Source organism: Mesorhizobium sp. M0047, from assembly GCF_040323315.1.
Classification (GTDB): Bacteria; Pseudomonadota; Alphaproteobacteria; order Rhizobiales; family Rhizobiaceae; genus Mesorhizobium.
The window spans coordinates 228,986-255,309 of sequence record NZ_JAMYUW010000002.1 but is presented as its reverse complement, the minus strand read 5'-3'; the positions used below and the strand labels follow the sequence as shown (position 1 = coordinate 255,309).

The following is a 26,324-nucleotide window of genomic DNA, read 5'->3' as shown; positions in this document are numbered from 1 at the left end:
ATGCCCTCCGCAGCCCTCTTCGACCTTCTGCCTGATTTCGGCACACGCACGCAACGTGCCAGCCGGGCCACGGTCGATCCCCAACACAATCAGGAGACCCCTGCCCCGCAAGCCGATATCGGCACGCTGATCGCGGAAGCGGTTGTCCAGGCCGAGGTTGCGCTTGAGGCGCGCCTTTCGGTTGCGCATGAAGCAGCGCTCGAAGCCGAACGCCAGGCCAATGCAGAAGAAGCAAGGGTATTTCTCGAAAGCCTTGGCGACGATATCGGCAAGGCGGTCTCGCAGCGTATCGATGCCATGGAGGCGCGTGTGACCGGACTTGTCGCCGCCACGGTCGCTCGCATCATTGGCGGCATCATTAGCGACGATCTGCAGAAACGCTCGATCGAGGTGCTCGCCAGTGCGATACGCGAGGCGGTCGGCGATGCTGAAGCGGTGCGCATCGCCGTCCGCGGGCCGCTCTCACTATTCGAAACGCTGAAGGCATCGCTCGGGCCACGCGCCGCCAATCTCGACTTCGTCGAGACACCGGGCTTCGACCTCACTGTCGCCATCGACGAGGCGGTGTTCGAAACGCGCATGGCCGAATGGTCGACGACCCTGTCAGAGGTTCTGGCATGAGCGTCGCAGAGGCCGGACACGCCCCCCACGAAATCATCATCGTGCGGCATGCGCAGGGCGACCACGACGACGCCCATCATGGCGGCGTCTGGAAGATCGCGTTCGCCGACTTCATGACGGCCATGATGTGTTTCTTCCTGGTCATGTGGCTGATCAACGCCGCCAACGAGCAGACCAAGGCGGCCGTCGCCAGCTACTTCAACCCAGTCAAGCTGGTCGACCGCAATTCGAGCCGCAAGGGCCTGGAGGATCTCGGCGACGGTCCGCGCGCGATCGGCACGACGGCCGACAATCCGCAGAAGGCGACCAACAAGGCCGGCCAGGACGGCGACGGCTCGGCGGACCGCAAGCAGGAAAAGCAGGAACTGCCGCAGGCGGAGCACTCCGACGAGCATCTGTTCGCCGATCCTTATGCGGTGCTTTCGGAAATCGCCACCGACACCGGCGTCATGCAGAACGTCAGTCAGAAGGGCGACGGCGGCGCGCAGGCTGCCGGCCCAGCGACAGGCGCCTCTGGCGGCGCCTCCTACCGCGATCCCTTCGAGCCGGATTTCTGGTCGCAACAAATGGCGGCGCCCGCCGCGGAGGCCAGTGCCGAGCGCACCAGGATCGAGGGCGATCCGGTCAAGCCCGGCGACAAGGCCGCCGAAACGCAAGTGCCGAAAGTCAAAGCCGTACCGCCTGTCGCTGCCGCACCGCTCGAACCGCTGGCCAAGGATGCGATCGGCAAGCAGGCCACGAATCCGGAAATGGCGAAGGTCGGCGACACGAAATCAAGCGAAACCAAACCAAGCGAGACCAAACCAGGCGAGACCAAACCAGGCGAGACCAAACCGAACGACATCAAGGCCGCGGACCCAGCCAAGGCCGACGCCGAGGCGCAAAAGGCTGCCAAGCCCGAAACCAGCGAGAAGGCGCCGACCGCGGCCGCTGTCAAGGCCGCGGCAGACGTCAAGCGGCAGTTGGCCGATGCCTTCAAATCCGGCGACAAGCTGCACGACGGCGTCTCGGTCGAAGCCACCGACAAGGGTGTCGTCATCTCGATCACCGACCAGTTCGACTTCGGCATGTTCGAGGTTGGCTCGGCGCTGCCGAGACGCGAACTTGTGCTGGCGATGGAGAAGATCGGCCGCATCGTCAACAGCCAAAAGGGCACCATCAGCATCAACGGCCACACCGACGCGCGACCTTTCCGCAGCGACAGCTACGACAATTGGCGACTGTCGACGGCGCGCGCGCATTCCGCCTACTACATGCTCGTGCGCGGTGGCGTCGACGAACGCCGCATCACCGAGGTCGCAGGGTTTGCCGACCGCCAGCCGAAGGACCCCGCGAATCCATTGGCGGCCGTGAACCGCCGCATCGAAATCCTGATGGCGACCGACGGATGAGGCGAACGGCCGCCACCAGCCGATTGATTGGCCTGCTGCTGCTGGCCGTCGGACACCCGTCGGCCGGCTTCGCTCAGGAAGCGCTGCAGCCATATCAGCTGGTGCGCTCGCTGCAGCTGGTGCAGGATCGCATAGCCACCGGCGATCATGCCGCCCTGCCGATGCAGGCCAAGCTGCTGGAGATGGCGGATGCGCGCCTGCGCACGGCCGATGCTGAGGACTTTAAAGACCCCAAGAACTTTCGCGCCCTGCTTGTCTACGGCATGAGCGGCGGCAACCCGGTGACGGTGGAGGCTGCCGCGTCGCGCGCCACGACGGACCCGCAAAACCTTGCCCTAGCCAAAGGCGTGATCGACTACCTGACCGGCCGGCCCGGCGAGGCGATCGAAGCCTTGAAGCCGATCGATCCCATGGCGCTGCCTCCAGATCTCGGCGCTTTCCTTGCGCTGGTCAAAGGCTCGTTGCTTGCCGGCGACCAGCCAGCGGCCGCACTTGGTCTGCTCGACGAGGCAAGGTTGCTCAGCCCCGGCACGCTGGTCGAGGAAGCGGCACTTCGCCGTTCGGTCGGCATTGCAGTCGCGCAAGGTGACGCGGCACGCTTCGCGCTTGCCTCCACCCAATATGTCGAGCGCTATCTTTATTCACCCTATGCCAGCCAGTTCGCCGACTCTTTCGTCTCCGGCGTCATCGCACTGCATATGTCGATCAGCCAGGACAAGCTCGCCGACATCACCTCGATGATGGATTCCGAGCGCGAGAAGGTGATCTATCTACGCATCGCCCGCCGCGCCGCGATCGACGGCCTGAACGACCTGTCGGCCTTCGCCTCGGCGCGGGCCGAGCAGGGCCGCGACGGCAACACCAACCAGGATGATCCCCGCGCCCTGCTCTATGCCAGCCTTTCCACCGTCACCTCGGGCACTATCGAGGATGTTCGCGGCAAGCTTGGCAAGATCGACCGCAGCCGGTTGTCGGATGGCGACCGCGCCTTGCTCGACGCCGCGCAGGCCATTGCGGGCGAAGTCGTGGCGCCGCCCACCGCCCTTCCCGAGGAAAAGCCTGCCCCTGTTACGGTCGGGCAACCACCGGTGCTCGAGACCGCTACACCGCAAGGCGCCGATGTCAGCGGACTGCCACCGGTCGAAGGCGCGATCTCGGAGCAACCTGCCGCCGCCGCAGCCTCCGGCGGACCAGCTGCCAGTGCGCCGGACACGCACGCGGTTCCGTCCGCGCCTGCCGATGCGGCGGCTGTCATGCCGGCGTCGGCACCGTCGCCTGCTGCCAGTCCCCAGCCCACCGACCCGACCGACGCCGCCATGACCAGAACACGTCGACAGCTCGACGTGATCGACCAGATGCTTGGAGCCGCCCCCAAATGACCACCAGACTCGGCCCGGCCCTGCCAGGATCTGCCTCCACGCGTGCGACGTCGGAGCGACCGGCCGCAAATGGCAGGAACGATGACGATGGCTTCGGCAAGATGCTGCGCGGCGACACCGGTTCTGCCCACCCCCAACGGCAGCCGACGACCGAAGCGGGAACACGCAACCCGCGCTGGAGCAAGCTCGCTGTCGGCCTTGCCGGCCATGTCGGCAAGGCCGAGCCGCCGTCGGCCGATCCAGGACAACTCGCCGCCGCCAAAGGGCCGGCCGTGAAAGCCAGCAAGGACGACCTGGGACCAAAGTCACACAGGGACGATGCCGATGCCGAAAAGACAGCGCCGAAAGCCGATGCCGCGCCGCTTCATGACGACCTGCCGCTGCTGATCGCGTTTCATGACCTGCGCCATTTCTCGACATCGTCCAAAGCAGCCGGGCGCGAGGCATCAACTGGCGAGAGCCCGCCGGCCCCGACGCTCGACGGGCAAGCTCCCCTGCCGAAGTCCTACCGCTCGAAATTGACGGCCGGACGCGAAGCCCTCGAAACCGTATCGAAGCCGGAGCAGGTCTCGATCGTCGAGGGGTCTCTGACGGAGCTTGATGCTAAGCCGCCGAGTGCTGCCGGTGCTGCCTCGAGCACGTCGAAACGCGACAACACGGTGGCGACCCAGAAGCTGCCGGACGCGCCGGCTACCGAGGCGCTCGGCGTACGGTCGAAGCACGCCGCGCCGGCAATGAAGAGCATTGAGGACGTCCAGTCCGCGATGCGGCCCGAAGCGGGAAAAAAGTCTCCCTCCGCGACACGCATCGACGTGGTGTCCGAACGGAGCTACCCAGCAACGCCGCAAAGTCCCATCAGCCAGGCAGCTCTCAATGTGATCAACGCCATAGCCGCCGATAGCGGCCCGCAAAAGGCAGTTTCAGCCTCATCCACGACCGCCCAGGTAGCCAGCTCTGTTGCCGTTCCGACACATATGTTGAAGATCGAGCTGCACCCAGCAGAACTCGGTATGGTTACGGCCCATCTTCGCCTCTCCGGAGAACAACTTTCGATTGAGCTGAAGCCTGAAACACATGACGCCTATCGTCGTCTGTCAGCCGACAGCGAGGCCATCGTCAAATCGCTGCGCGGGCTTGGCTTCGAGGTCGACAAGGTCACAATCCTGCAACCTTCGGTAGCAGTCCCCGCCACAACCCGCTCTGATGCAACCGCACCGTTGCCGGCGGCAACGGGCCGCGATCCGTCGTCCTTTCAACCGGGGAATTCGGGCAGCGGCAATGGTGGAGCCGGCGGCCAGAAATCGGGTCAGCAACCCTCGGGAAAACGCAACGATGATGCGCAGGATTACGGCCGCGGCACTTCGCCTTCTCGCGAGCGCTCTGGCGGCGATATCATTATCTAGCGCGGCAAGCGCTGCCGCTGCTGTGGCCAACCCTTGCGAGCCGGAGATCCTGCGCGCCGCCGATCGCTATGGCGTACCCGCCGGCATCCTCTATGCCGTTGGCCTGACGGAGACCGGAAACAAGGGCAGCCTTCAACCCAACGCCTTGAATATAGAGGGAAAAGCGGTCTTTCCACAAAGCCGGGCCGAAGCCCTTGCCGCCTTTGCCAATGCCCGCCGCGAGGGCAAGACGCTGATCGATCTTGGCTGCATGCAGATCAACCATCACTACCACGCCTCGCATTTTCGCAGCGTCGAGGACATGCTCGACCCACGCCAGAACGTCGATTACGCGGCGCGCTTCCTGGCCGGCCTCCATGCCCGTCACGAGACCTGGTCGATGGCTGTCGCCCGCTATCATGCCGGTCCCGACAACGATCCGGCACAGAAGATCTATGTCTGCCGCGTCATTGCCAACATGGTCGCCACAGGCTTTGGAAAATGGACCGCGAACGCTCGCGGCTTTTGCAACCCATAAGCGTATTTCCCGGTTCAGCGAGTCGATCCCGCAACCCTGACTCGTCGCTTGGACCAAGTCGGCTCTTACCCTCGAAAGCATATTTGGCTGCATGCTAATGCAACCGATACGATTCCGGACTCCCAAGAAACTAGCTACAAGAAATGACGGTTGTTCAGGATTCTCGCCAGCGGATACGCCTTTCTTCACGGGGCAAATGATTTGATTCGGAGGCGGGCCGATGATTGTTATCGTTGACGAGCGCGAGCTCGTAACAGAGGGATACAATTCACTTTTCGATCGTGAGGGCATCGCCTGTGCAGGCTTTGCATCCGGCGAGTTTGGTGAGTGGGTGAACTCGGCCGCCGACACCGATCTTCGCTCGGTCAGGGCCTTCCTCATCGGCGACTGCCGCGATGGCTCCATCTCTCCCCGCCATATCCGCGATCGCACCGGCGCTCCGGTCATCGCGCTCAGCGAACAGCACTCCCTGGAGAACACGCTGCGGTTGTTTGAGAGCGGCGTCGACGACGTCATTCGCAAGCCCGTCCACATCAGGGAGATACTGGCCCGCATCACCGCAATCCGCCGTCGCGCCCAGGAAGATGTCGCCTACACCGAGATCGGCGCCATGCGCATCTTCATGGACGGCCGCGACCCAGAAATCGACGGCCTGCCCCTGCCCCTGCCGCGCCGTGAGCGCCGCATCCTCGAATATCTGGCCAGCAATCGCGGGCGTCGCGTCACCAAGACCCAGGTTTTCAACGCCATCTACGGCATCTTCGACGAAGAGGTCGAGGAGAACGTGGTCGAAAGCCACATCAGCAAACTGCGCAAGAAGCTGCGCGAAAAGCTGGGCAGCGATCCGATCGATTCCAAGCGCTTTCTTGGCTACCGGCTGGTCTTCTGATGCAGCGCCGCGCCAGCTTCGCGCAAGAAAACACGCGTAGCCTCGTTGCCAGTGGCATCCACTTTGGAGCCAGCGGCATGCACATTGGGGAGACGTTTCGATGAGCCTCTACGGAATGATGCGGACCGGCGTTTCCGGCATGAACGCGCAAGCAAACCGCCTGTCGACGGTCGCCGACAACATCGCCAATTCCGATACCACCGGTTACAAGCGGTCCTTCGCAGAGTTCTCGACGCTGGTCATGCCATCTACAGGCGGCGCTTATAATTCCGGCGGCATCACCACGACGATCCGTCAGGCGGTCAGCGATCCGGGCGTGCTTCAATACACGACCTCGGTCTCGGATCTTGCTGTCAGCGGCGATGGTTTCTTTGTCGTTCAGGATCCGAGCGGCACACCTTACCTGACCCGCGCCGGCGCCTTCGTGCCCGATGGGCAGGGCAGGCTGGTCAACTCGGCCGGCTTCCAGCTGATGGCCTATAGCTACGACAACGGCGTGCCGGCAGCGACGGTCAACGGCTTCGAGGGATTGGTCCCGGTTGTCATCTCCGACCAGGGAATGACCGCGACGCCGAGCACCGACGGTAGCTATGCCGGCAACCTGCCGGCAGGCGCGACACCGGTCGCGACCGCCAACCTGCCCGCCGCCAACGCTGCGGGCGCACAATACACGTCGAAATCCTCGATGGTCGCCTATGACAATCTCGGCAACAAGAAGCTGCTCGACGTCTATTTCACCAACACCGGCACCGGCACCTGGCAGGTAGCGGTCTTCGACCAGTCGAAGGCCACTGCCGGAACCTCATTTCCCTACACAGGCGGCGCGCTCGGTTCGGCCAATCTGACCTTCGACACCACCACCGGCAAGCTCACCGGCACGCCCACCAGCGTTTCATTCACCGTGCCGAACGGCTCTGCCTTTTCGCTCGATCTGTCGGCGCTGACCCAGCTTGGCACCGGCTTCACCGTTTCCGATGCCCAGGTCAACGGCAACGCGCCGAGCACCATCGACAAGGTCCAGATCAGCAAGGACGGCACCATCTACGCCCAGTACAAGGACGGTTCCACCAAACCGCTCTACAAGATCCCGCTGGCCGACGTGCAGAGCCCGGATCAACTCACCGCACTGCCCGGCAATGTCTACTCGCAGGGCACCGAGTCGGGCGCGGTCCGTGTCGGCTTCGCCAATGAAGGCAAGCTTGGCTCCATTATCTCCGGCGCGATCGAGAACTCCAACGTCGACATCGCCGAGGAGCTGACCAACATGATCGCAGCGCAGCGCAGCTACACCGCCAATTCGAAAGTCTTCCAGACCGGCTCCGATCTGATGGACGTCCTTGTCAACCTGAAGAGATAAAACGGGCACCGCCCCGCGAAAGACCGCATGTCACTGTCTACCGCATTGAGTATCGCCCAGTCCGCGCTTATGAACACCGCGCGACAGACCAGCGTTGTCTCGCGCAACGTTGCCGACGCCTCCAATCCGGACTATTCGCGCCGCCAGGCCATCGTCACCAGCACGGCGCCGGGCGCGCGGTCGGTTGATATTCAACGCGTCACCAATGACCTCTTGTTCCGCCAGAATCTCGGCGCACTGTCGGCCTGGAGCGGCCAGAACGCGCTCTTCAGCGGCATGGATCAGCTGGGAGTTGCGGTCAACGGCGTCGACAATGCGTCCTCGCCCTCGTCCGCGATCGCCAACCTGCAGCAGGCGCTGCAGCTCTACGCCACTTCCCCGTCCAACCAGAACCTCGGAGCCAGCGTCATCGACGCCGCCAAGCAGGTTGTGCGTTCGCTGAACGAGGGCTCCAAGGCCGTCCAGGATTTCCGCACCCAGACCGATGGCCAGATCGCCACGGCGGTTGACGACCTGAACTCGCTGCTCAGCCAGTTCCAGGATGCCAACACGGCCGTCATGACCGGAACCCGCTCCGGCAACGATGTTTCCGATGCGCTCGACCAGCGCGACGCGCTTTTGAAGAAGATTTCGAACTATGTCCCGGTGTCGACTTTCTCGCGGGGCGACAATGACATGGTCATCACCACCGGTGACGGCACGACATTGTTCGAGACGATACCGCGCACGGTCAGTTTCGCGGCGTCGGCTGGCTATACCGCGGGCGCCGCCGGCAATGCAGTCTATATCGACAATGTGCCGATCTCGGCGGGAGCCGGCGGCAACACTAGCGCCAGTGGCACGCTTGCCGGCCTGCTGCAACTGCGCGACGGCGTCGCCTCGACCATGCAGAGCCAGCTCGACGAGACCGCGCGCGGCCTGATCACGGCCTTTGCCGAAACGGCGCCATCGCAACCTAACAAAACCGGCCTTTTCACATGGTCGGGCGCGCCGGCCGTGCCGGCAGCGGGCACGCTGGTCAACGGGCTTGCCGCATCCATCAGCGTCAATGCGGTGATGGACCCGAGCAGCGGCGGCAATCCGACGCTGCTGCGCGACGGCGGTGCCAACGGTGCGGCCTATGTCGCCAACACCGGTGGCGCATCCTATTCCACCCTGCTGATTGCCTATGGCGATCGGCTCGACCAGCCGATGGCCTTCGATCCCGCCGCCGGGGTTTCGGCTACGTCCAGCGTTTCCGATTACGCGGCCAACTCGATCGGCTGGTTCGAGGGCATGCGCCAGCAGGCATCGACCGCTTCCGACGCCAAGGAAGCACTGGCCTCGCGCAGCGCCGAGGCGCTGTCCAACGCAACCGGCGTCAATGTCGACCAGGAAATGTCGCTGCTCCTCGACCTCGAGCACACCTATCAGGCGTCGGCCCGGATGATGAAAACCGTCGACGACATGATGGCGGCCTTGCTCAACGCGGTGGGATAATCCATGACTTCTGTCTCGTCAGCCGCCATATCGAACGCCATGCGCTCCCAGCAGATGCGCATGCAGGCCGATCTCGTCAAAGCTACGAAAGAGTCCTCGAGTGGCAAGGTCGCCGATGTCGGTCTAGCTCTCGGAGGGCGCACTGCCCAGTCCGTCACCTTCCAGCGCGATCTCGACCGGCTCAATGTCATCATCGACTCCAACGGCCTGGTCGGCGCTCGCCTTTCCTCGACGCAGACCTCGCTTGGCCAGCTCTCCGGCGCCGCTCAGACATTCCTGTCTGCCCTGACCACCGCCTCATCAAGCGATTCTTCCAACAGTCTCACCCGGGATTCCGGCAAAGCGACCATCCAGCAGCTGACCTCGATCCTCAACACCAGCGTCAACGGCGAGTACCTGTTCGCCGGCACCAACACCGACGTCAAGCCGATCAACGACTTCAGCGCCGCCGGCTCGCCGGCAAAGGCGGCATTCGATGCTTCCTTCGTCACCAATTTCGGTTTCACCCCGGATGACCCGGCAGCCGCCAACATCACTGCCGCGCAGATGGACGATTTCATCACCAACGACGTCGTACCGCAGTTCATGGGTCCGGGATGGCAAGGCAACTGGTCGAACGCCACCGACCAGCAGATCGTCAGCCGCATCGCGCTCAACGAAACCACACCGACCTCGAGCAGTGCCAACAGCGACGGCATCCAGAAGCTCGCCATGGCGGCAACCATGGTTGCCAGCCTGATGTCCAGCAACATCAGCCAGGCTGCGAAGAACACGGTCGTCAGCCGCTCCACGTTGCTGGTCGGCGAAGCGCTGAGCGGCATTGCCCAGGTTCAGTCCGAGACCGGCATCGTCCAGAAGCGGCTGTCCGACGCAAACGACCGTATGAAAACTCAGACCGATCTGTTCGAACGGCATATTGTCGATCTGGTTGGCGTCGATCCAGCCGAAGCCGCGACCCGCGTCGCCGACCTGACGCAGCACATCGAAACGTCCTTCGCGCTGACCGCACGCCTGCAGCAGCTCAGCCTGCTGAATTACCTGACCTGACAACGCTTAACGGAACGGTAGAGCCCCAACGATGTACCAATTCTCCTACGCCGACATCCAGAGCACCTCAGTAGCCGATGCGAAGGACCGCGAGCGGGAACTCCTGACCCGCTCGATCGACATGCTGGCGGCAGCGGCGGCGGCCGGCCACAGTTCGATGGAGGCGATCGAGGCACTGAATTTCACCAACCGTGTCTGGACCGCCTTCGTCGAGGACCTCGGCTCCAGCGACAACGCCCTGCCCAAGGAACTGCGCGCCAACCTCATTTCCATCGGTCTGTGGCTGCTGCGCGAGGCGGAGGACATTCGCCAGGGCCGCACCAACAATTTCGAAGGGCTGATCGAAGTGTCCCAGATCATCAGGGACGGCATTCAATGACCAACACACTGAAGATATCGCTCAAGCCGAATGAAAAGATCTACATTAACGGCGCCGTCATCCGTGTCGACCGCAAGGTCACCGTCGAATTGATGAACGACGTGCAGTTCCTGCTCGAAAGCCACGTGATCCAGGCCGAAGATGCCTCGACGCCGCTCAAGCAGCTGTATTTCATCCTGCAGGTCATGCTGATGAACCCGGCCGGCGCGGCGGCCGCGCGCGACATGTTCCGCCGCTCGCTGCCGTTGCTGCTTGTAAGCTTCGAAGACACCCAGATCTGCGGCGCGCTGAAACAGATCGACCGCATGGTCGGCGAGGATTATATTTACGAGGCGCTGAAAGCAATTCGCGCGCTCTATCCGCTTGAACGCCGCGCCCTGGGCGGCAACGACGACGTTCCGGGTGCCGAGCGCCCGCTGGCTGTGGGAGCACGATACTGATGAACGTGGACATGACGACGAAAATACCGACCGGCGCCAACCAAGCCACCGCGTCGACGTCGAAGGCAGCGGTCGACTATCAGTCCTTCCTGAAGCTTCTGATCGCCGAGATGAAGAACCAGGATCCGACCAAGCCGATGGACTCGACGCAGTACGTCGCCCAGCTCGCCACGTTCTCGCAGGTCGAGCAATCGGTGCAAAGCAACACCAAGCTCGACCAGATCATGCAGTCCTCGGCGCTGTCGCAGGCCGACGCGCTGATCGGGCGATCGATAACCTCCGCCGATGGCAACACGACAGGCACGGTGGCGTCGGTGCGCCTCGCCACCAGCGGCCTCATCGCAGTGCTGCAGAACGGCACCGAAGTCGCGGTCGGGCCGGGAGTCTCGGTCAAGGCAGCGAGCTGACGCTTTCGACAGAGAGCAAGTCCCATGAACGAGGCCGACGCTCTCGATATCGTCCAGTACGCGGTGTGGACGGTGCTCACCGCGTCCGCCCCGGTGGTGCTTGTCGCCATGGTGGTCGGCATCGGCATCGCCCTCATCCAGGCGCTGACGCAGGTCCAGGAAATCACCTTGACCTTCGTGCCGAAGATCGTCGCCATCATGCTGGTGGTGGCGCTGACCGGCCCTTTCATCGGCAGCCAGATATCAGCCTTCACCAACGTCATCTTCGAGCGAATCCAGAACGGCTTCTGAGCGGCAGCTATCCGACTGTGTTGGAACGAGTGCCAAGGCTTGCAGACGGCTGCGGCTAGATTGTCCTTTGCATTCGGGCAGGTCGCTTGCAGACCCGATGCATCTCCTCAGGTCTGGCGGCAGATAGGCGTGGACCTCCTCTATCCCATTGTTGGACCATGGGCTTTTTCGAAAGACATTCGCCCTTTGCGGCGCCATGCCCTACTTTCGGCAAACGGCCTGAGCAAACGGATCGTCTGACGAATCGGCACGACATGGCAGGAACCACCGATGATTGACGAAAAGCCGGACAGCGAGAGCGTCTCGGCACTGGCGCCCTTCCGGCACGGCATTTTCCGCGCCGTCTGGGGTGCAAGTCTCGTCTCCAATTTCGGCGGCCTGATCCAGGGCGTCGGCGCCGCCTGGATGATGACCACGATTGCCACCTCCCCCTATCAGGTGGCCCTGGTCCAGGCTTCGACCACCTTGCCGATCATGCTGTTTGCGCTCGTCGCCGGCGCCATTGCCGACAGTTTCGACCGGCGCAAGGTGATGCTGATCGCCCAGACCTTCATGCTGGTGGTCTCGGTGTTCCTGACCCTGTTCACCTATTCCGGCCTGATCACGCCGTGGACGCTGCTTGCCTTTACTTTCCTGATCGACAGCGGCACCGCGCTCAACAGCCCGTCATGGCAGGCCTCCGTCGGCGACATCGTGCCCCGTAACAAGGTGCCGGCCGCCGTCGCGCTCAATTCGATGGGCTTCAATCTTACCCGCAGCGTCGGCCCGGCGATCGGCGGCATCATCGTCGCCGCTGCCGGCGCGGCGGCCGCGTTTGCGGCAAACGCGGTGAGCTATATCGGCCTGATCGTCGTCCTGGCGCGCTGGAAGCCGGACGTGCCGGTATCGACCTTGCCGCGCGAGTCGCTGGGTGCCGCCATGGGCGCCGGCCTGCGCTATGTCGCCATGTCGCCCAACATCGGCAAGGTGCTGGTCAGGGGCGCTGCTTTCGGCTTCAGCGCCGGCGCCGTGCTGGCACTGCTGCCGCTGGTGGCGCGCGATGTCGTCAACGGCGACGCCCTGACCTACGGCATCATGCTTGGCGCTTTCGGCATCGGCGCAGTCGGCGGCGCCTTGATCAGCGTCAGGCTGCGGCAATTGCTGTCCAGCGAGACGATGGTGCGCTGTGCTTTCGCCGGCTTCGCCGTCTGCGCCTTCAATGCCGCCTTCAGCCATCATGCCTGGCAGACCTCACTCGGCCTGCTCGTCGGTGGTGCTTGCTGGGTGATCGCGCTGTCGCATTTCAATGTCACGGTGCAGATGGCCACCCCGCGCTGGGTGGTCGGCCGGGTGCTGTCGGTCTATCAGACCGCGACCTTCGGCGGCATCGCGCTCGGCAGCTGGATCTGGGGCGTCGTTGCCGATGCCCATGGCGCCGAAACCGCGCTGATCGCGGCCAGCATCGCCATGCTGGCCGGCGGCGCCATCGGTCTGCTCTTGCCGCTGCCACAACAGCAGGTGCTTAACCTCGATCCACTCAACCGCTTCAGGGAACCGCACCTGGCGCTTGACCTCAAGCCGCGCAGCGGGCCGATCGCCATCATGATCGAATACGTCATCCGCGAAAAGGACGTACCCGAGTTCCTCGCCATCATGGCCGAACGTCGCCGTGTCCGCCGCCGTGACGGCGCCCGCAACTGGACGCTGGCGCGCGACCTCGAAAATCCGGCGATCTGGATCGAGCACTATCATACGCCGACCTGGATCGAATATGTGCGCCACAATGGACGCATCACCCATGCCGACGCCGTCATCGGCGAGCGCGTGCGGGCGCTGCACAGCGGCGACGAGCCGCCGCGCGTGCGGCGCATGATCGAGCGCCCGACGACCGCCGGCACCGCTCTCGTGATGGCCAAGGGGCCGATCGAGCATTAGGCTTGGCAACCGCGCCGGCTCTCGTAAGGATTTTGCCCTGGGTTACGCTAACCCTCGCCCGACAGGTCCCGGCGCGCCTTGTCGAGTTCCTCGGCGTAGCGCCGCATCAAATGGCCTTCGGTCAACAGCCCCAGCACGATATGGTCGGTGAAATCCTCGACCACGGCGAGTTCTTCGGCGCCAGCGCGCTGGAAGGTCTCGGCGGCGGCCTGCACGTTCATGCTGGGCACCAGCACCGCGTCCTTGTACTTGGCAAGATCGCGCACCGCGACCTCGCCGTCGGATAGATCGCTGTGCAGTTCGGCCACGATCAGCACGCCGACATAGTGGTCGCCCGCATCGATGGCGATGACGCGCTGGGCCGAGCCGAGCGGCACTTGCCTGCGGAAGGCTGCCAGCGTCGTCGAGGCAGAGATGGTCTTGATATCCTTGCGCATCATCGAGCCTACGGTAAGGCTGCGCATCCAGCCGACGTCGTGGGCGCTGCGGATGGTCTCGCCGCGCAGATGGAAGCGCCAAGTCGAGAACGAGTAGCCGAAGGTTTCCCGCACCAGGATCGCCGACATGAGCGAGGCCGCCAGCACGACGCCGGTCAGAGTCAGGTCGCGGGTCGATTCCAGCGCCAGGAAGGTCATAGTCAGCGGTCCGCCGACGACGCCGACGGCGAGCGACGTCATGCCGACGACGGCGGCGACGGCAGGGTCAATGCCGGCTGCCGGGGAGACGATGACCATCACATCCGCAAACGCCTTGCCGAGCAGCGCGCCGAGGAACAACGAGGCAAAGAACAATCCGCCGCGAAAGCCCGATCCCAGCGAGACCGCCGATGCCGCCAGCTTGAGCACGAAGACGCTGGCCACCACGGCCAGCCCGTAATTCATCGAGAATTCGCGGTGCAGGGCGCCATGGCCGCTGGACAGCACCTGCGGCGTGATCAGTCCCAACAAGCCGACGACGACGCCGCCGATGACGGGGCGCAGCGACGCATCGATCGACAGCCTGGCAAAGCCGCGCTCGATCAGCGTCACCAGATGCATGATGGCGATCGCCACGGCCCCGCCGAGCAGACCAAGCAGCAGGAACGGCACGTACTGGCTGGCGGTGAGCGCCGGCAGGCCCGAAAGCTCAAGCGGAAACGGCGCTCCGCCGAACATTTCGGCGGTCAGCGAGGCTGAGATCGCGGCTGTCATGACCGGCGCGACATTCGCGACCGAATAGATGCCGATAATCAGTTCGAAGCCATAGAAGGCGCCGGTCAACGGTGCATCGAAGGCGGCCGCTATGGCACCGGCCGCACCACAGCCAACCAGGATGCGGACATCGTTGCGGCGCAGCCTGAAGAAGCGCGCCAGCCGTGACGCCAGGCCGGACCCGACCTGGGTGTAGCCGGCTTCCAGCCCGACCGAGGCGCCAAAACCGCTGGAGATCATCGTCTGGCCGGCGATGATGAAGGTGTCGGTCAGCGACATGCGTCCGCCATAGAGCGCGTTGGCTTCGATCGGATCGATCGGCGTGCGGAATTTCCGGATTCTGAGCCAGATCACCGTTAGGCCAAGCAGGATGCCGCCGATCGCCGGTACCAGCGCCTGTACCGGACTGGTGAGCGAGAACATGCCTGAAAGCCGACCACCGGGCTGGACGCCGAACAACAGCCCGTGCAGGTCCTGCACGATCTGGCTCATCGCCGTGACCAGTAGGCCCGCCATCACGCCGACGGCACCGGCCAGGATGACCACCGCTATGCCGCGAGCCTCGAGCAGCGGCACCGATCGGATCAGCACGGCGCGCAGCCGCCGGGCGTAGACTTCGCTGTGGTTTCTGGAAAGCACCGGGGCGGCTCGCCGACATCACAAAAGGCAGTGGAAAGGCCGCCTGATACGCCCGGCGACAGGGCATGGCAACCACAATGGCGACAGACGAGGCGCCATTGTGGCAAACCGATCAGGTAGGCGTGGGCTCGCCGGCTTCATAGAGCACGAGGTTGCGCTCGCCGATGCCAAGTGCCGACCAGCTCGTACGCCAGTCCGCAAGGTGCGGCGAGGCGAAATGCGCATCCAGCGCCGCCCTGTCGCTCCAGACTTCCGTGACCCGGATGAGCCCGGCATCGAAGACATCCCGCGCGTAGGAATATTGGACACAGCCGGCCTCGGCACGGCTGGCCAAAACTATGCGCTCCATGGCGGGTTTGGCTTCCTCCAATTTGTTTGGCGGCAAGCGGATGGTGCCGATGATCAGAAGCATGGGTTTTCCCTTCTTTGCCAAGCCGGCCCGCACGCCACCCGCGCATGCTCGTTCGAACTAGCCAGTCTCCCACCCTCGCGCAAGCTTGGCGGGCTACCTTCACCAGGCTGTCGCGCGCTCGGCAGTCTATGGTTTGGGGACGACATGGCGATCAGCGAAAGCATCCAGCCCGGCGCGGTGGCCAAGAACGGCCGCGACGTCTTCTTCGCCATCGGCATCGTCATCATACTGGCCGTGCTGTTCCTGCCGATCCCGGCCTTTCTCATCGACATCGGCCTCGCCTTCTCGATCGCGCTTTCGGTACTGATCCTGATGGTGGCGCTGTGGATCCAGCGGCCGCTCGATTTCTCGTCATTCCCGACCGTGCTGCTCATCGCCACCATGCTCAGGCTATCGCTCAACATCGCCACCACGCGCATGATCCTGTCGCACGGCAATGAGGGCACGCACGCGGCCGGCTATGTCATCGCCGGTTTCTCCAAGCTGGTGATGGCCAGCGACTTCGTCATCGGCCTCATCGTCTTCATGATCCTGATCGTGGTGAACTTCATCGTCATCACCAAGGGTGCCACCCGTATCGCCGAAGTCGGCGCCCGCTTCACCCTCGATGCCATTCCCGGCAAGCAGATGTCGATCGATGCCGATCTCTCCGCCGGCATGATCGACGACAAGACGGCGCAGCTACGCCGCCGCGAGCTGGAAGAGGAATCCTCCTTCTTCGGCTCGATGGACGGCGCCTCGAAATTCGTCCGCGGCGATGCCATCGCCGGCCTCATCATCACCGCCATCAATATCGTCGGCGGCATTGCCATAGGCTACATCAGGCACGGCATGGGCATGGGCGAAGCCGCCGACGTGTTCATCAAGCTGTCTGTCGGCGACGGCCTCGTAACCCAGATCCCGGCGCTCATCGTCTCGCTCGCCGCCGGCCTGCTCGTCTCCAAGGGCGGCACCCGCGGCTCGACCAACCAGGCGGTGTTCGGCCAGCTCGGCGCCCATCCGCGCGCCCTCTACGTCGCCGCATCGCTGCTGGTGCTGCTCGGTCTGATGCCCGGCCTGCCGGTGTTCCCGTTCTTTGCGCTCGCCGCCGGCATGGCCGGCCTCGGCTACGTCATCCCGATGCGCCACAACCGCGCCCTCGCCGAAGCTGAAGCGATCAAGGACCAGGAAAAGGCGACCAAGGTCGAGGAGGAGAAGAACTCGGTCAAGGCCTCGCTCGCCACCGCCGAGATCGAGCTGCTGATCGGCAAGCAGCTGTCGACGAGGCTGCTGACGTCGCATCAGGAACTGGTTTTCCGCATGGCCAAGATGCGCAAGAAATTCGCGACCCAATACGGCTTTGTCGTGCCGGAGGTGCGCGTCGCCGACGATTTCGCCATCCCGCCGAAGAGCTATCAGATCAAGGTGCACGGCACCGTGGTGGCCGAATACCAGATGCGTGTCGGCGAGATCATGGTGCTGCTCGGCAACCGCGACATGCCCGAAATACCCGGCGAGGAAATTCGCGAGCCGGCTTTCGGCATGCGGGCCTACTCCGTGCTCGAAACCTTCTCTGAAGACCTTAAGCGCGAGAACTACACCTTCGCCGACAACATGTCGGTGCTGCTCACCCACCTCTCGGAGGTCATCCGCAACAACCTGCCGCAGCTTCTGTCCTATAAGGACATGAAGGCGCTGCTCGAACGGCAGGACCAGGAATATCGCAAGCTCGCCGACGAGATTTGCACCACGCACATCTCCTATCCAGGCCTGCAGGCGGTGCTGAAGCTGCTGCTCGCCGAGCGGGTCTCGATCCGCAACCTGCATCTGATCATCGAGGCGATTGCCGAGATCGCGCCGCATGTGCGCCGCACCGAGCAAATCGTCGAACATGTCCGCATCCGCATGGCCCAGCAGATCTGTGGCGACCTCTCCGAGGGTGGCGTTTTGAAGGTGCTGCGCCTCGGCAACCGCTGGGACCTCGCCTTCCACCAGAGCCTCAAGCGCGACGCCAAGGGCGAAGTGCGTGAGTTCGACATCGACCCGCGCCAGTTGGAAGAGTTCGGCCAGGACGCGACCAAGGCGATCAAGAAATATCTGGAAGCCGGCGAACGTTTCGTGCTGGTCACCGCGCCCGATGCCCGTCCCTATGTGCGCATGATCATCGAGCGGCTGTTCACCACGCTGCCGGTGCTCAGCCATGTCGAAATCGCCAAGGGCGTCGAAATCAGGGTGCTCGGAACCATATCGTGAGCGTGCTCTCGCAAGGCGTCGTCATCGCGGCGTTCCTCGCCTTCTGCCGTATCGGCGCCTGCTTCATGCTGATGCCGGGCCTGTCCAGTGCCCGCATTCCGGTCCAGGTCAGGCTGTTCGTGGCGGTCGCCGCCACCGGCGGCCTGCTCGCTTTCCTCTGGGACAAGATCTTTCCCTTCGTCGACCCGCGCCCGCAAATCCTGGTGCCGATGATCATCTCGGAACTGCTGGTCGGCGGCCTGATCGGCGCGATGACTAGGCTTTACATGGAAGCCCTGCGCTTCATGGGCTCGGCCATCGCCATGCTGATCGGTTATGGCGGCACCGGCGGACCGGCGATCGAGGAGCCCGAACCCCAGGCGGCGCTTGCCGCCATCATCTCTTTTTCGGCGCTGCTGATGCTGTTCGTCTTCGATTTCGACCACGAGATCGTGCGCGCGCTGGTATCTTCCTACACGGTCGCGCCGGTCAACATCTTCTTCAACCCCCAGGCCGCACTGGTCGATGTCACCGACACGGTCTCGGACACCTTCTTCCTGGTCATCCGCCTCGGCAGCCCGTTCGTCGCCTATGCCATTCTCGTCAATCTGACGATCGGCTTCGTCAACAAGCTGACCCCGCAGATCCCGATCTATTTCATCTCCCAGCCCTTCATCATCGCCGGCGGCATGATCATCTTCTACTTCGCCATCGGCACAATGCTGTCGCTGTTCGTCGACGGTTTTGTCGACCTGACGCTGGCGAGATGACCATGACCACGCGCAAGGACCGTCTCAGGAAACTGGTCAAGGTGCAGGAGCAGTTGAAGGCGCTGCACGAAACCCGTCACGCCACCTTCCTTGCCGCGGCCAGCAACGCCGAGGCCGAAGCCCGCGATCTGGTCGGGCATTTCGACCAGGCCGATTCCCTCTCCGGCCTGTTTCCCGATCTCTATCACCGTCGCATCGCCCAAGCCGTCGTCCGCCAGGAGGCGAACCTGACAAGCGCCAAGCAAGAAGCTAGCCTCATCGCCGCCGCAACCGCGCGCACCAACATGGTCGAACGCGCCTACAAGGAGGTGCGCAACCGCGACGAGCGTGAACGCTCCGACCGCGAGCGGCTGGACCTGATTGCGCAGAAGCGGGGACATGAGAAGTAGTTGGCATCCGCTACCCGCTTGCGCAAACCAACGAAGCCGAGCCCGAATTTAGGGTTCATTCGAAGTGACGGGCCTTTTGGACCAGAGGTCAGTTTGATCAGCCATATTTTTGGTCGCGGTTGGTAAAATTGCGCCAACCACCATAGGCGGAGATATCGGACGCGTCCGCTAGGCCGGCGGTTTCTACGAGAAACCCCTTGGCCGCGCTGCCATCCTCGAGTTCGATCGTTCCTACACCGAGCGGTGCCGGAATGGCGGCGACGAAACGGCCGAAGGCCTCCGGTCCAAGCCGCCAGACCTCGACATCGATCGGCGTGCCGCCATCTGCAACGCGGATCAGGCCGGGTTTCGGCACCGACTGCCCGGCCAGCGCATAGAGCTTGTAGGCGGCGGCGGTTCTGGTGGCGCGCAGGAATTGCGCGCAGAGCTGATTGAGCTGGCCGTTGAGTGGCATGCCCGACAGATGCGCGCCGACCACCACCAGATCGATCATGCCGTCGCAGGGCGGCACGGCGGCCGGCTGCGGGCCGGGCTGGGGCCAGCCCGTTGCGCCGAGCGAAGCGCCGCTCGCCGCATGCAGGTCGCGGGCGAGCGCCGCTGTCAGCGCATCGCGGCCTGCCGGCGCCAGCAAGGTCACGCTCATCGGCAGCCCGTCGTCGCGCGTGCCTGTCGGTACGGCGATGCCGCACATGTCGAGCAAGTTGACGAAATTGGTGTAGGTGCCGAGGCGGGTGTTGGTCTCGATCGGATCGGCGAGCACAGCGGCGGTTGTGTAATGCGTCGGCGCGGTCGGCACACAGAACAAGTCGACAGAGGCGATGACGGGAGCGAGCTTTGCCCTGTGGGCCTGCAAGGCATAGAGACCGCGGAAAGCGTCCGCCGCCGTAAGCTTGCGCGCGCCGCCGATGATCTTGCGCGTCACCGGATGCAGGGCCGCTTCGTTGGCCTCCATGAAATCGCGGATCGCTGCATAGCGCTCGGCCACCCAAGCGCCCTCGTAGAGAAGGTTGGCGGTGGCGTAAAAATCGCCGAAGGGGATTTCCACCAGCCGGCAGCCGAGCCGCGACAGCGTGGCAAGCGAGGCCTCGAAGCCGGCTTGCATTGCCGCATCGCCGAAGAATTTCAGGTCGGCCTTTGCCGGGATGCCGACGCTCAGCACGGGCGGGCGTACGGCGAGCGGCTGGACAGCGATGTCGCGCGAATATGGATCTGCGGCGTCGCGCGCCGCCGCCACCGAGAACACCCGATAGGCGTCGTCGACGGTCAATGCGAACACCGACACGCAGTCGAGCGTGCGGCAGGCCGGCACGACGCCGGCGGCCGACAGCGCGCCGACCGTCGGCTTCAGCCCGACTATATTGTTGAGGCCGGCGGGGATGCGGCCGGAGCCGGCGGTGTCGGTGCCGAGCGCAAACGAGACGATGCCGCGCGCCGTCGCCACCGCCGACCCGGACGAGGAGCCGCCCGGCACCAGCTCGGCGTCGATGGCGTTGCGCGGGATCGGCCATGGCGTGCGCACGCCGACAAGGCCGGTGGCGAACTGGTCGAGATTGGTTTTGCCGACGACCAGCGCGCCGGCCGCCCTCAGCCGCGCCACCACGGTGGCGTCCCTGTCGGGCCAGTAGGTGTATTCGGCGCAGGCCGCCGTCGTCGGCATGCCGGCGACGTCGATATTGTCCTTGACGGCGAAGGGGACGCCCCAGAGTGGCTGGGCCACCGGGTCGAACGAGCAGAGGGCGGCGGCGGCCGCCAGCAGCGCGGCCTTGTCGGCCAGATGGATGAAGATGCCGGGATCGTCGGCGGCCCTCAGGCGGGCGTACACCGTCTCGATGACTTCGTCTATGCCAATGCCTGCCCGATAGGCGGCGTGCAGGCTGCTTATGTCGAAGCGCAGGTCGCTCATTTGGCCTCCCCCAGAATGATCACCGGCAGGTCCCACTGGATCAGCACGACGCAGCCGTCTTTCGTCCACACCGAATGCTCTGTGCCGACCGGATTGAGCACCACGCTGCCGGTGGCATAGTCGCCATTCTCGTCACTCTGCGTTCCCTCCAGCACGACGATGGTTTCCAGCCCGACATGGCGATGGCGCGGCACGCCGGCGCCGGGCCGGTAGCTGAGGACGGCGACCGACGGCTCCACCGGCCCGCCCTTCAGCAGCCAGTGCACACTGATTCCATCTCGGAAAGGCTCGAACGCCAGATCGCGCCAGCCGCCGTCGAGCAGGCCGGCAAAGGCAAGATTAGGCATTGGCAATTCCCTTGAGTACCTGATCGGTGGTCGCTGTCCAGCCGACGATGGCGCCCTGCGCCCTGATCATGGCGATCGCCGCGGCCTTGAACTCGGGGAAATAGCTTTCCGTCGCGTCCTCGGCGAGCAGGCACTCATAGCCACGGTCGTTGGCCTCGCGCATCGTCGTCTGCACGCAAACCTCGGTGGTGACGCCGGCAAAGACCAGCTGCCCTGCGCCAAGCCTCTTAAGATCTTCGTTAAAGGAAGTGGCGTAGAATGCGCCCTTGCCGGGCTTCTTGATGACGATCTCGCCAGGCAGCGGCGCAAGCTCGTCGAGGATCGCCGTGCCCGGCTCGCCGACGATCAGCACGCGGCCCATCGGCCCTACATCGCCGATGCGGATTGTGGGATTGCCGCGATTGCGCTTGGCTGGCGGCAGATCCGAAAGGTCCGGACGATGGCACTCCATCGTGTGGATCACCGGCAGGCCGGCGGCGCGAAATCCCTCGATCAGCCGCTTCACCGTCGGCACGATCGCCACGACCCGGCTGACATCGTTGCCGAGGCTGGCGCCGAAGCCGCCGGGCTCGGCGAAATCGCGCTGCATGTCGATGACGACCAGCACCATGCTCTCACGCTTGAAGGCGAACGGAAACGGCTGCGCTGCGATTTCAGCCATCAATGATGTCCAGCCATATGCGCGCCGATCGTCTGCACGCTCGCCTGCGCGATCGGCGTCTCGTAGACCAGTGCGCCGTCCGACATGACCAGGATACGGTCGGAGAGTTCGAGCAGCTCGTCGAGGTCTTCCGACATCAAAAGCACGGCCGCACCCGCATTGCGCGCCTTCATGATGCGGGCGCGGATTTCGGCCACTGCCGAGAAGTCGAGGCCGAAGCACGGATTGGAGACGATCAGAAGGTCGACTTCGCCGGTGAGTTCGCGGGCGAGCACGGCGCGCTGCACATTGCCGCCCGACAGCGAGGCGATCGGCGAGGATAGCGAGGCGGTCTTGACCTTGAACTGCTCGACCAGGTGGGCACTGAAGGCCTTGATGGCACCGGCACTGATCCAACTCACCGGCTTGCCATTGCCGTCAATATCGAAGGTGCGGAAGGAGATGTTTTCGGCCACGGTCATCTTAGGCGCGCAGGCGTTCTTCAGCGGCTCCTCCGGAATGAGGCGAACGTTGAGCGCACGCGCCTCGGCGCGCGTCGCCGCATAGGCAGTGCCGCGCACCATCACTTCGCCGGCGTCGCGCGGGCGCTGCCCGGCCAGTACTTCGAGGAATTCCTTCTGGCCGTTGCCGGAAATACCGGCGATGCCGACGATCTCGCCGGAGCGCACGCCGAGGTCCTCGATCCGGATCGACTTCAGCCCGGTGCGATCAGGCGCCTTCAGCGCCTTGACCTTGAGTACGATCTCGGCGTCCGGCTTCGGCTCGGCGCGGCTGTCGAGCGCCGCGATCGGCTGGTCGCCGATCATCATCGCCGCCATCTGCCTGTGGTCGAGGTCGACGACGCGGCCGGTCCCGGTGAGCCTGCCCTTGCGCAGCACGCTGACGTCGTCGGCGAACGCCGTCACTTCGTGGAACTTGTGCGAGATCATCAGCACGGTGAGGTCGCCGGCCCTGGTCATGGCGCGCACGAGGCCGAGCACCTCCTGCGCCTCGGCGGGGGTGAGCACCGAAGTCGGCTCGTCCAACACCATGAAGGAGCGGCCGAGATAGAGCTGCTTGACGATCTCCAGCTTCTGCTTCTCGCCAGCGGCAAGTTCGGCCACCTTGACATCGAGCGGAAGCTTGAAAGGCATCCGGTCCATGAACACGGCAAGTTCGTCGCGCTCCTTGCGCCAGTCGATGATGGCAGGCACCTTTTCGCGCGAGATGACCAGGTTTTCCGCGCCGGTCAGCGACGGCACGAGGGTGAAATGCTGGTAGACCATGCCAAGGCCGAGCGCCGAGGCGTCCTGGGGGCTGGCGATTGCCACCTCGCGACCGTCGACCAGCATCTCGCCGGAGGTCGGATGGTAGAAACCCATCATGCATTTGACCAGTGTCGACTTGCCGGCGCCGTTTTCCCCGAGCAGCGCATGGAATGATCCCGCCGGCACCTTGATCGAAACATCGCCCAGCGCCGTGAAGGCGCCGAAGCGCATGGTCATGCCGATGGTCTCGACGCCGACGGCCTTGTGGCCGGTGATCTTGTTCATCCTCGGTTCCTCACGGCAATTGAGCGACGAATGAGGCCGAGCTCGACACCGCGCCGAAGACGCCGCCCTGCATCTTGATCATCTTGATGGCGGCCAGATGGTTGCCGTAGTCGGTGGCGCCGCAGCAATCCTCCAGCATCACGCATTCGAAGCCGCGGTCGTTGGCCTCGCGCATGGTGGTGTGGACGCAGACGTCGGTGGTGATGCCGGTGAGCACGATGTTGTCGATGCGGCGCCGGTTGAGGATCAGCTCCAGATCGGTGGCGCAGAAGGAGCCTTTGCCCGGCTTGTCGATGATCGGCTCGCCCTCGGCCGGATAGAGGTCCGGGATGATGTCCCAGCCCGGCTCGCCGCGCACCAGGATGCGCCCGCAGGGGCCGGGATCGCCGATGCCGGCATTGATGCGACGCGAGCGCCAGCGCTTGTTGGCCGGCAGGTCGGCGAGATCGGGCCGATGGCCTTCACGGGTGTGGATGACCGTGTAGCCCTTGGACCGCATCGCCGACAGCACCGACTTGATCGGCTCGATCGGCGCACGCACTAGCGACAGATCGTAGCCCATATGATCGACATAGCCGCCCGGCCCGCAGAAATCGGTCTGCATGTCGATGATCATCAGCGCCGTGTTGTCTGGACGAAGCTCGCCATTGTAGGGCCATGGATAAGGATCGGCGTCGATATAGCGCTGGGTGATACCGGCTCTGGCGTTCATGGCAAAAACTCCGGTCTCATTTGGTGATCGACAGTTCGCCCGGAGCGCCGGCGAGCGAGCGGCTCGGCGACGAGGTGGCGATCATGATGACCAGGGTGAGGATGTAAGGTGCGGCGTAGAAGAGGTAATAGCCTTGCGTGACGCCGACCGACTGCAGCGCCGGCCCGAGCGCCCCGGCACCGCCGAACAGAAGTGCGGCGGCAAAGCAGCCGAGCGGGTTCCAGCGCGCGAAGATGACCAGCGCCACCGCCATCAGCCCTTGTCCAGACGAGATGCGCTCAGTCCAGCTGCCGGGATAATAGAGGGACAGATAGGCGCCGCCGATGCCGGCGAGCGCGCCGCCGACGCCGGTGGCGATCAGGCGCACGGTGTTGGGGTTGAGGCCCATGGCGCGCGCGGCGTCGGAACTGTCGCCAATGACGCGCACGATGAGGCCGGCGCGGGTGTTGCGGAAGGCCCACCACAGGAACACCGCAAGAGCGGCGCCGATCAGGAACAGCACGTTGACGTCGAGGGCTGCCTGCACCTGCGGAATGTCGGACCATGCGCCCAAGGGGATGGCCGGCAGGTCGGGCGCCGAGGGCTGGATAAACGGCTTGCCGAAGAAGAAGGCGAGGCCCGAGCCGAACTGCATCAAGGCGATGCCGATGGCGATATCGTTAACCCGAGGGAATTTGCAGATCCAGCCGTGGAAGAGGCCGAAGCACAGGCCGGCGAAGGCCGCGGCGACGAGGCCGAGCCAGGGCGAGCCGGTTATAACGGCCACCGCATAGGCGGCCATGGCGCCGAACACCAGCGTGCCTTCCAACCCGAGGTTGATCCGGCCCGAACGCTCGGTGATGGCTTCGCCGAGCGAGACGAAGATGAAGGGCGTGGAGACGCGGATGGCGCCGCCGAGGATGGCGAGCGGCACGCCCCAGAGGCCGATCCCGCTGGCGTCCATCAGTTGCTCCTCTGCCACAGATCGGGGTTGAAGGCCTTGAAGCGGCCGTAGAAGGTCTCGCTGAACAGGATGACGATGAACAGCATGCCCTGCAGCACCAGCACGGTGGCATCAGGCAGGTCCATGCGGCGCTGGATCAGCCCCCCGGAGGCGTCGATCCCGCCGAGGAGGAAGGCGACCGGGATGATGGCCAGCGGATTGTGGCGGGCGAGGAAGGCGACGAGGATGCCGGTATAGCCGTAGCCGGCGGCAAGCGAGGCGTTGGCGCTGCCCTGCACCGCCGCGACCTCCAGCATGCCGGCGAGACCGGCGAAGGCGCCGGCCAACCCGGTGAAACCGACGATCAGCGAGCCGACGGCAAGCCCCTGCACCTGGGCGGCCCTGACATTGCCGCCGGCGATGCGGGCGGCGAAGCCCCAGCGGGTCTTTTCGATCAGCACCCAGGACACGACGCAGGCGATGACGCCAACGGTAAGGCCCCAATGCACCTCCATGCCCGGCATGTCGCCGATGCGGTAGATATCGGCCAGCGGCTGGGTCGAGGGCTTGTTGAGCGACGCTGGGTCACGCAGCGGCCCTTCGACCAGCTGGTTCATCAGGGCGATGGCGATATAGGCCATCAGCAGGCTCGAAATGGTCTCGTTGACGGCGCGGTAATGGCGGAGCGCGCCGACGGCACCTATCCAGATGCCGCCGGCGGCCATGCCCGCCACGCCCATGACGAGAATGACGATGAAGGAGGGGACGCCGTCGAGCGCCGTGCCTGCAGCCGCGGCGGCGACGCCGCCCAGCACGATGGCGCCCTCGCCGCCGATAACGACGAGGCCGAGCCGCGCCGGTAGCGCCACGCAGAGCGCCGCCAGCAACAGGGGTGCGGCGCGTGACAACGAGTTCTGCATCGAGAACCACGAGCCGAAGCCGCCACGCCACATCGTTTCATAGAGCTGGACCGGCGACTTGCCGACAGCCAGGATGAACAGGCTGAACAGGGCCATGCCGACGACCAGCGCGGCCAGCGGAATGACGAAGGCCTCGGCCCGCCGGGCCATCCATTCCAGCGCTGCCGGATGACTCCTGGCGCCGAACGTCACCGGCATGCCG

At 64.4% G+C, this 26,324-nt stretch carries 26 protein-coding genes; 17 read left to right on the top strand and 9 right to left on the bottom strand.

The genetic code is table 11. The features are described 5' to 3' along the window. The 14 genes from NKJ89_RS02990 (at position 1) to NKJ89_RS02925 (ending at position 13,514) form a co-directional block, all read left to right on the top strand. Entirely contained in the window at positions 1-621 is a 621-nt protein-coding gene (locus tag NKJ89_RS02990) for a hypothetical protein (protein WP_023761694.1), read from the top strand. Next, a complete protein-coding gene (locus NKJ89_RS02985) occupies positions 618-2,012 on the top strand; it encodes a MotB family protein (protein WP_352599723.1) in 1,395 nt (464 codons plus the stop codon). The genes NKJ89_RS02990 and NKJ89_RS02985 overlap by 4 nt, the downstream gene beginning before the upstream one ends. Then, complete coding sequence (locus tag NKJ89_RS02980; RefSeq protein ID WP_352599721.1) at positions 2,009-3,391, top strand: MotC family chemotaxis protein; 1,383 nt, start codon at positions 2,009-2,011, stop codon at positions 3,389-3,391. The genes NKJ89_RS02985 and NKJ89_RS02980 overlap by 4 nt, the downstream gene beginning before the upstream one ends. Further along, a complete protein-coding gene (gene fliK / locus NKJ89_RS02975; protein WP_352599719.1) occupies positions 3,388-4,794 on the top strand; it encodes a flagellar hook-length control protein FliK in 1,407 nt (468 codons plus the stop codon). The genes NKJ89_RS02980 and fliK overlap by 4 nt, the downstream gene beginning before the upstream one ends. After that, a complete protein-coding gene (locus tag NKJ89_RS02970; protein ID WP_352599717.1) occupies positions 4,724-5,311 on the top strand; it encodes a transglycosylase SLT domain-containing protein in 588 nt (195 codons plus the stop codon). The genes fliK and NKJ89_RS02970 overlap by 71 nt, the downstream gene beginning before the upstream one ends. A 220-nt stretch (positions 5,312-5,531) precedes the next feature. Then, the gene (locus NKJ89_RS02965; protein WP_352599715.1) at positions 5,532-6,200 is read left to right on the top strand and encodes a response regulator transcription factor; all 669 of its coding nucleotides are present in this window, start codon (positions 5,532-5,534) and stop codon (positions 6,198-6,200) included. A gap of 100 nt (positions 6,201-6,300) precedes the next feature. Next, positions 6,301-7,557 (top strand): flagellar hook protein FlgE, encoded by a 1,257-nt coding sequence (locus NKJ89_RS02960; RefSeq protein WP_352599713.1) that lies wholly within the window; start codon positions 6,301-6,303, stop codon positions 7,555-7,557. Between the two features lie 27 nt (positions 7,558-7,584). After that, positions 7,585-9,036: a flagellar hook-associated protein FlgK gene (flgK, locus tag NKJ89_RS02955; RefSeq protein ID WP_352599711.1), complete on the top strand. Its 1,452-nt coding sequence runs from the start codon at positions 7,585-7,587 to the stop codon at positions 9,034-9,036. 3 nt (positions 9,037-9,039) lie between these two features. Continuing rightward, entirely contained in the window at positions 9,040-10,083 is a 1,044-nt protein-coding gene (locus tag NKJ89_RS02950; RefSeq protein WP_352599709.1) for a flagellar hook-associated family protein, read from the top strand. Positions 10,084-10,114: 31 nt separating this feature from the next. Beyond that, positions 10,115-10,462, top strand: coding sequence for a flagellar biosynthesis regulator FlaF (gene flaF / locus NKJ89_RS02945; protein WP_023761704.1), 348 nt, complete (start codon positions 10,115-10,117; stop codon positions 10,460-10,462). After that, on the top strand, positions 10,459-10,902 hold the full coding sequence (gene flbT / locus NKJ89_RS02940; protein ID WP_023761705.1) for a flagellar biosynthesis repressor FlbT: 444 nt from the start codon (positions 10,459-10,461) through the stop codon (positions 10,900-10,902). The genes flaF and flbT overlap by 4 nt, the downstream gene beginning before the upstream one ends. Then, positions 10,902-11,309 (top strand): flagellar hook assembly protein FlgD, encoded by a 408-nt coding sequence (flgD, locus tag NKJ89_RS02935; protein ID WP_352599707.1) that lies wholly within the window; start codon positions 10,902-10,904, stop codon positions 11,307-11,309. The genes flbT and flgD overlap by 1 nt, the downstream gene beginning before the upstream one ends. 24 nt (positions 11,310-11,333) lie before the next feature. Beyond that, positions 11,334-11,600 (top strand): flagellar biosynthesis protein FliQ, encoded by a 267-nt coding sequence (gene fliQ, locus NKJ89_RS02930; RefSeq protein WP_023761707.1) that lies wholly within the window; start codon positions 11,334-11,336, stop codon positions 11,598-11,600. Positions 11,601-11,870: 270 nt separating this feature from the next. Further along, positions 11,871-13,514 carry an MFS transporter gene (locus tag NKJ89_RS02925; RefSeq protein ID WP_352599705.1) on the top strand — a complete coding sequence of 548 codons (1,644 nt, stop codon included), beginning with the start codon at positions 11,871-11,873 and terminating at the stop codon, positions 13,512-13,514. 47 nt (positions 13,515-13,561) lie between these two features. Here the strand turns inward: NKJ89_RS02925 and NKJ89_RS02920 are convergent, their stop codons facing one another. Continuing rightward, positions 13,562-15,343 carry a chloride channel protein gene (locus tag NKJ89_RS02920; RefSeq protein WP_352599703.1) on the bottom strand — a complete coding sequence of 594 codons (1,782 nt, stop codon included), beginning with the start codon at positions 15,341-15,343 and terminating at the stop codon, positions 13,562-13,564. Positions 15,344-15,455: 112 nt separating this feature from the next. After that, a complete protein-coding gene (locus NKJ89_RS02915; protein ID WP_352599701.1) occupies positions 15,456-15,755 on the bottom strand; it encodes a putative quinol monooxygenase in 300 nt (99 codons plus the stop codon). 144 nt (positions 15,756-15,899) lie between these two features. On the opposite strand from NKJ89_RS02915, the gene flhA reads away from it, so the two are divergent. The 3 genes from flhA to NKJ89_RS02900 are packed head-to-tail and all read left to right on the top strand — an operon-like array spanning position 15,900 to position 19,125. Then, a complete protein-coding gene (gene flhA, locus NKJ89_RS02910; protein WP_031260872.1) occupies positions 15,900-17,987 on the top strand; it encodes a flagellar biosynthesis protein FlhA in 2,088 nt (695 codons plus the stop codon). Beyond that, positions 17,984-18,736, top strand: a complete 753-nt coding sequence (gene fliR / locus NKJ89_RS02905) for a flagellar biosynthetic protein FliR (protein WP_023761712.1) — start codon at positions 17,984-17,986, stop codon at positions 18,734-18,736. Before flhA ends, fliR begins: the two co-directional genes overlap by 4 nt. A 2-nt stretch (positions 18,737-18,738) precedes the next feature. Next, positions 18,739-19,125 (top strand): hypothetical protein, encoded by a 387-nt coding sequence (locus NKJ89_RS02900; RefSeq protein WP_352599699.1) that lies wholly within the window; start codon positions 18,739-18,741, stop codon positions 19,123-19,125. Between the two features lie 97 nt (positions 19,126-19,222). Here NKJ89_RS02900 and atzF read toward each other — a convergent pair whose 3' ends face one another. Genes atzF through NKJ89_RS02865 form a run of 7 tightly spaced genes read right to left on the bottom strand, consistent with a single transcriptional unit; the run spans position 19,223 to position 26,320 of the window. Then, on the bottom strand, positions 19,223-21,028 hold the full coding sequence (gene atzF / locus NKJ89_RS02895; protein WP_352485509.1) for an allophanate hydrolase: 1,806 nt from the start codon (positions 21,026-21,028) through the stop codon (positions 19,223-19,225). After that, complete coding sequence (locus NKJ89_RS02890; RefSeq protein WP_023759784.1) at positions 21,025-21,375, bottom strand: cupin domain-containing protein; 351 nt, start codon at positions 21,373-21,375, stop codon at positions 21,025-21,027. Before NKJ89_RS02890 ends, atzF begins: the two co-directional genes overlap by 4 nt. Next, positions 21,368-22,036, bottom strand: a complete 669-nt coding sequence (locus NKJ89_RS02885) for a cysteine hydrolase family protein (protein WP_023759783.1) — start codon at positions 22,034-22,036, stop codon at positions 21,368-21,370. Before NKJ89_RS02885 ends, NKJ89_RS02890 begins: the two co-directional genes overlap by 8 nt. Beyond that, positions 22,036-23,568, bottom strand: a complete 1,533-nt coding sequence (locus NKJ89_RS02880) for an ABC transporter ATP-binding protein (RefSeq protein WP_352599697.1) — start codon at positions 23,566-23,568, stop codon at positions 22,036-22,038. The genes NKJ89_RS02885 and NKJ89_RS02880 overlap by 1 nt, the downstream gene beginning before the upstream one ends. Before the next feature lie 10 nt (positions 23,569-23,578). After that, positions 23,579-24,280: a biuret amidohydrolase gene (biuH, locus tag NKJ89_RS02875; protein ID WP_352599695.1), complete on the bottom strand. Its 702-nt coding sequence runs from the start codon at positions 24,278-24,280 to the stop codon at positions 23,579-23,581. A 16-nt stretch (positions 24,281-24,296) separates the two neighbouring features. Continuing rightward, positions 24,297-25,223 (bottom strand): ABC transporter permease, encoded by a 927-nt coding sequence (locus tag NKJ89_RS02870; RefSeq protein WP_352599693.1) that lies wholly within the window; start codon positions 25,221-25,223, stop codon positions 24,297-24,299. After that, entirely contained in the window at positions 25,223-26,320 is a 1,098-nt protein-coding gene (locus NKJ89_RS02865; RefSeq protein ID WP_352599837.1) for an ABC transporter permease, read from the bottom strand. Before NKJ89_RS02865 ends, NKJ89_RS02870 begins: the two co-directional genes overlap by 1 nt. Between the last annotated feature and the right edge of the window lie 4 nt (positions 26,321-26,324).

What these genes read in the sequence shown, in the direction of transcription:
- NKJ89_RS02965 (WP_352599715.1), top strand. Translation starts at nt 5,532, where the DNA reads ATGATTGTTATCGTTGACGAGCGCGAGCTCGTAACAGAGGGATACAAT.
- fliQ (WP_023761707.1), top strand. Translation starts at nt 11,334, where the DNA reads ATGAACGAGGCCGACGCTCTCGATATCGTCCAGTACGCGGTGTGGACG.
- NKJ89_RS02985 (WP_352599723.1), top strand. Translation starts at nt 618, where the DNA reads ATGAGCGTCGCAGAGGCCGGACACGCCCCCCACGAAATCATCATCGTG.
- flaF (WP_023761704.1), top strand. Translation starts at nt 10,115, where the DNA reads ATGTACCAATTCTCCTACGCCGACATCCAGAGCACCTCAGTAGCCGAT.
- NKJ89_RS02880 (WP_352599697.1), bottom strand. Translation starts at nt 23,568, where the DNA reads ATGAACAAGATCACCGGCCACAAGGCCGTCGGCGTCGAGACCATCGGC.
- flgD (WP_352599707.1), top strand. Translation starts at nt 10,902, where the DNA reads ATGAACGTGGACATGACGACGAAAATACCGACCGGCGCCAACCAAGCC.
- NKJ89_RS02980 (WP_352599721.1), top strand. Translation starts at nt 2,009, where the DNA reads ATGAGGCGAACGGCCGCCACCAGCCGATTGATTGGCCTGCTGCTGCTG.
- NKJ89_RS02970 (WP_352599717.1), top strand. Translation starts at nt 4,724, where the DNA reads ATGATGCGCAGGATTACGGCCGCGGCACTTCGCCTTCTCGCGAGCGCT.
- NKJ89_RS02990 (WP_023761694.1), top strand. Translation starts at nt 1, where the DNA reads ATGCCCTCCGCAGCCCTCTTCGACCTTCTGCCTGATTTCGGCACACGC.
- flbT (WP_023761705.1), top strand. Translation starts at nt 10,459, where the DNA reads ATGACCAACACACTGAAGATATCGCTCAAGCCGAATGAAAAGATCTAC.
- NKJ89_RS02960 (WP_352599713.1), top strand. Translation starts at nt 6,301, where the DNA reads ATGAGCCTCTACGGAATGATGCGGACCGGCGTTTCCGGCATGAACGCG.
- flhA (WP_031260872.1), top strand. Translation starts at nt 15,900, where the DNA reads ATGGCGATCAGCGAAAGCATCCAGCCCGGCGCGGTGGCCAAGAACGGC.
- NKJ89_RS02950 (WP_352599709.1), top strand. Translation starts at nt 9,040, where the DNA reads ATGACTTCTGTCTCGTCAGCCGCCATATCGAACGCCATGCGCTCCCAG.
- NKJ89_RS02915 (WP_352599701.1), bottom strand. Translation starts at nt 15,755, where the DNA reads ATGCTTCTGATCATCGGCACCATCCGCTTGCCGCCAAACAAATTGGAG.
- NKJ89_RS02900 (WP_352599699.1), top strand. Translation starts at nt 18,739, where the DNA reads ATGACCACGCGCAAGGACCGTCTCAGGAAACTGGTCAAGGTGCAGGAG.
- NKJ89_RS02870 (WP_352599693.1), bottom strand. Translation starts at nt 25,223, where the DNA reads ATGGACGCCAGCGGGATCGGCCTCTGGGGCGTGCCGCTCGCCATCCTC.
- NKJ89_RS02885 (WP_023759783.1), bottom strand. Translation starts at nt 22,036, where the DNA reads ATGGCTGAAATCGCAGCGCAGCCGTTTCCGTTCGCCTTCAAGCGTGAG.
- fliK (WP_352599719.1), top strand. Translation starts at nt 3,388, where the DNA reads ATGACCACCAGACTCGGCCCGGCCCTGCCAGGATCTGCCTCCACGCGT.
- NKJ89_RS02890 (WP_023759784.1), bottom strand. Translation starts at nt 21,375, where the DNA reads ATGCCTAATCTTGCCTTTGCCGGCCTGCTCGACGGCGGCTGGCGCGAT.
- atzF (WP_352485509.1), bottom strand. Translation starts at nt 21,028, where the DNA reads ATGAGCGACCTGCGCTTCGACATAAGCAGCCTGCACGCCGCCTATCGG.
- flgK (WP_352599711.1), top strand. Translation starts at nt 7,585, where the DNA reads ATGTCACTGTCTACCGCATTGAGTATCGCCCAGTCCGCGCTTATGAAC.
- NKJ89_RS02865 (WP_352599837.1), bottom strand. Translation starts at nt 26,320, where the DNA reads ATGCCGGTGACGTTCGGCGCCAGGAGTCATCCGGCAGCGCTGGAATGG.
- NKJ89_RS02925 (WP_352599705.1), top strand. Translation starts at nt 11,871, where the DNA reads ATGATTGACGAAAAGCCGGACAGCGAGAGCGTCTCGGCACTGGCGCCC.
- biuH (WP_352599695.1), bottom strand. Translation starts at nt 24,280, where the DNA reads ATGAACGCCAGAGCCGGTATCACCCAGCGCTATATCGACGCCGATCCT.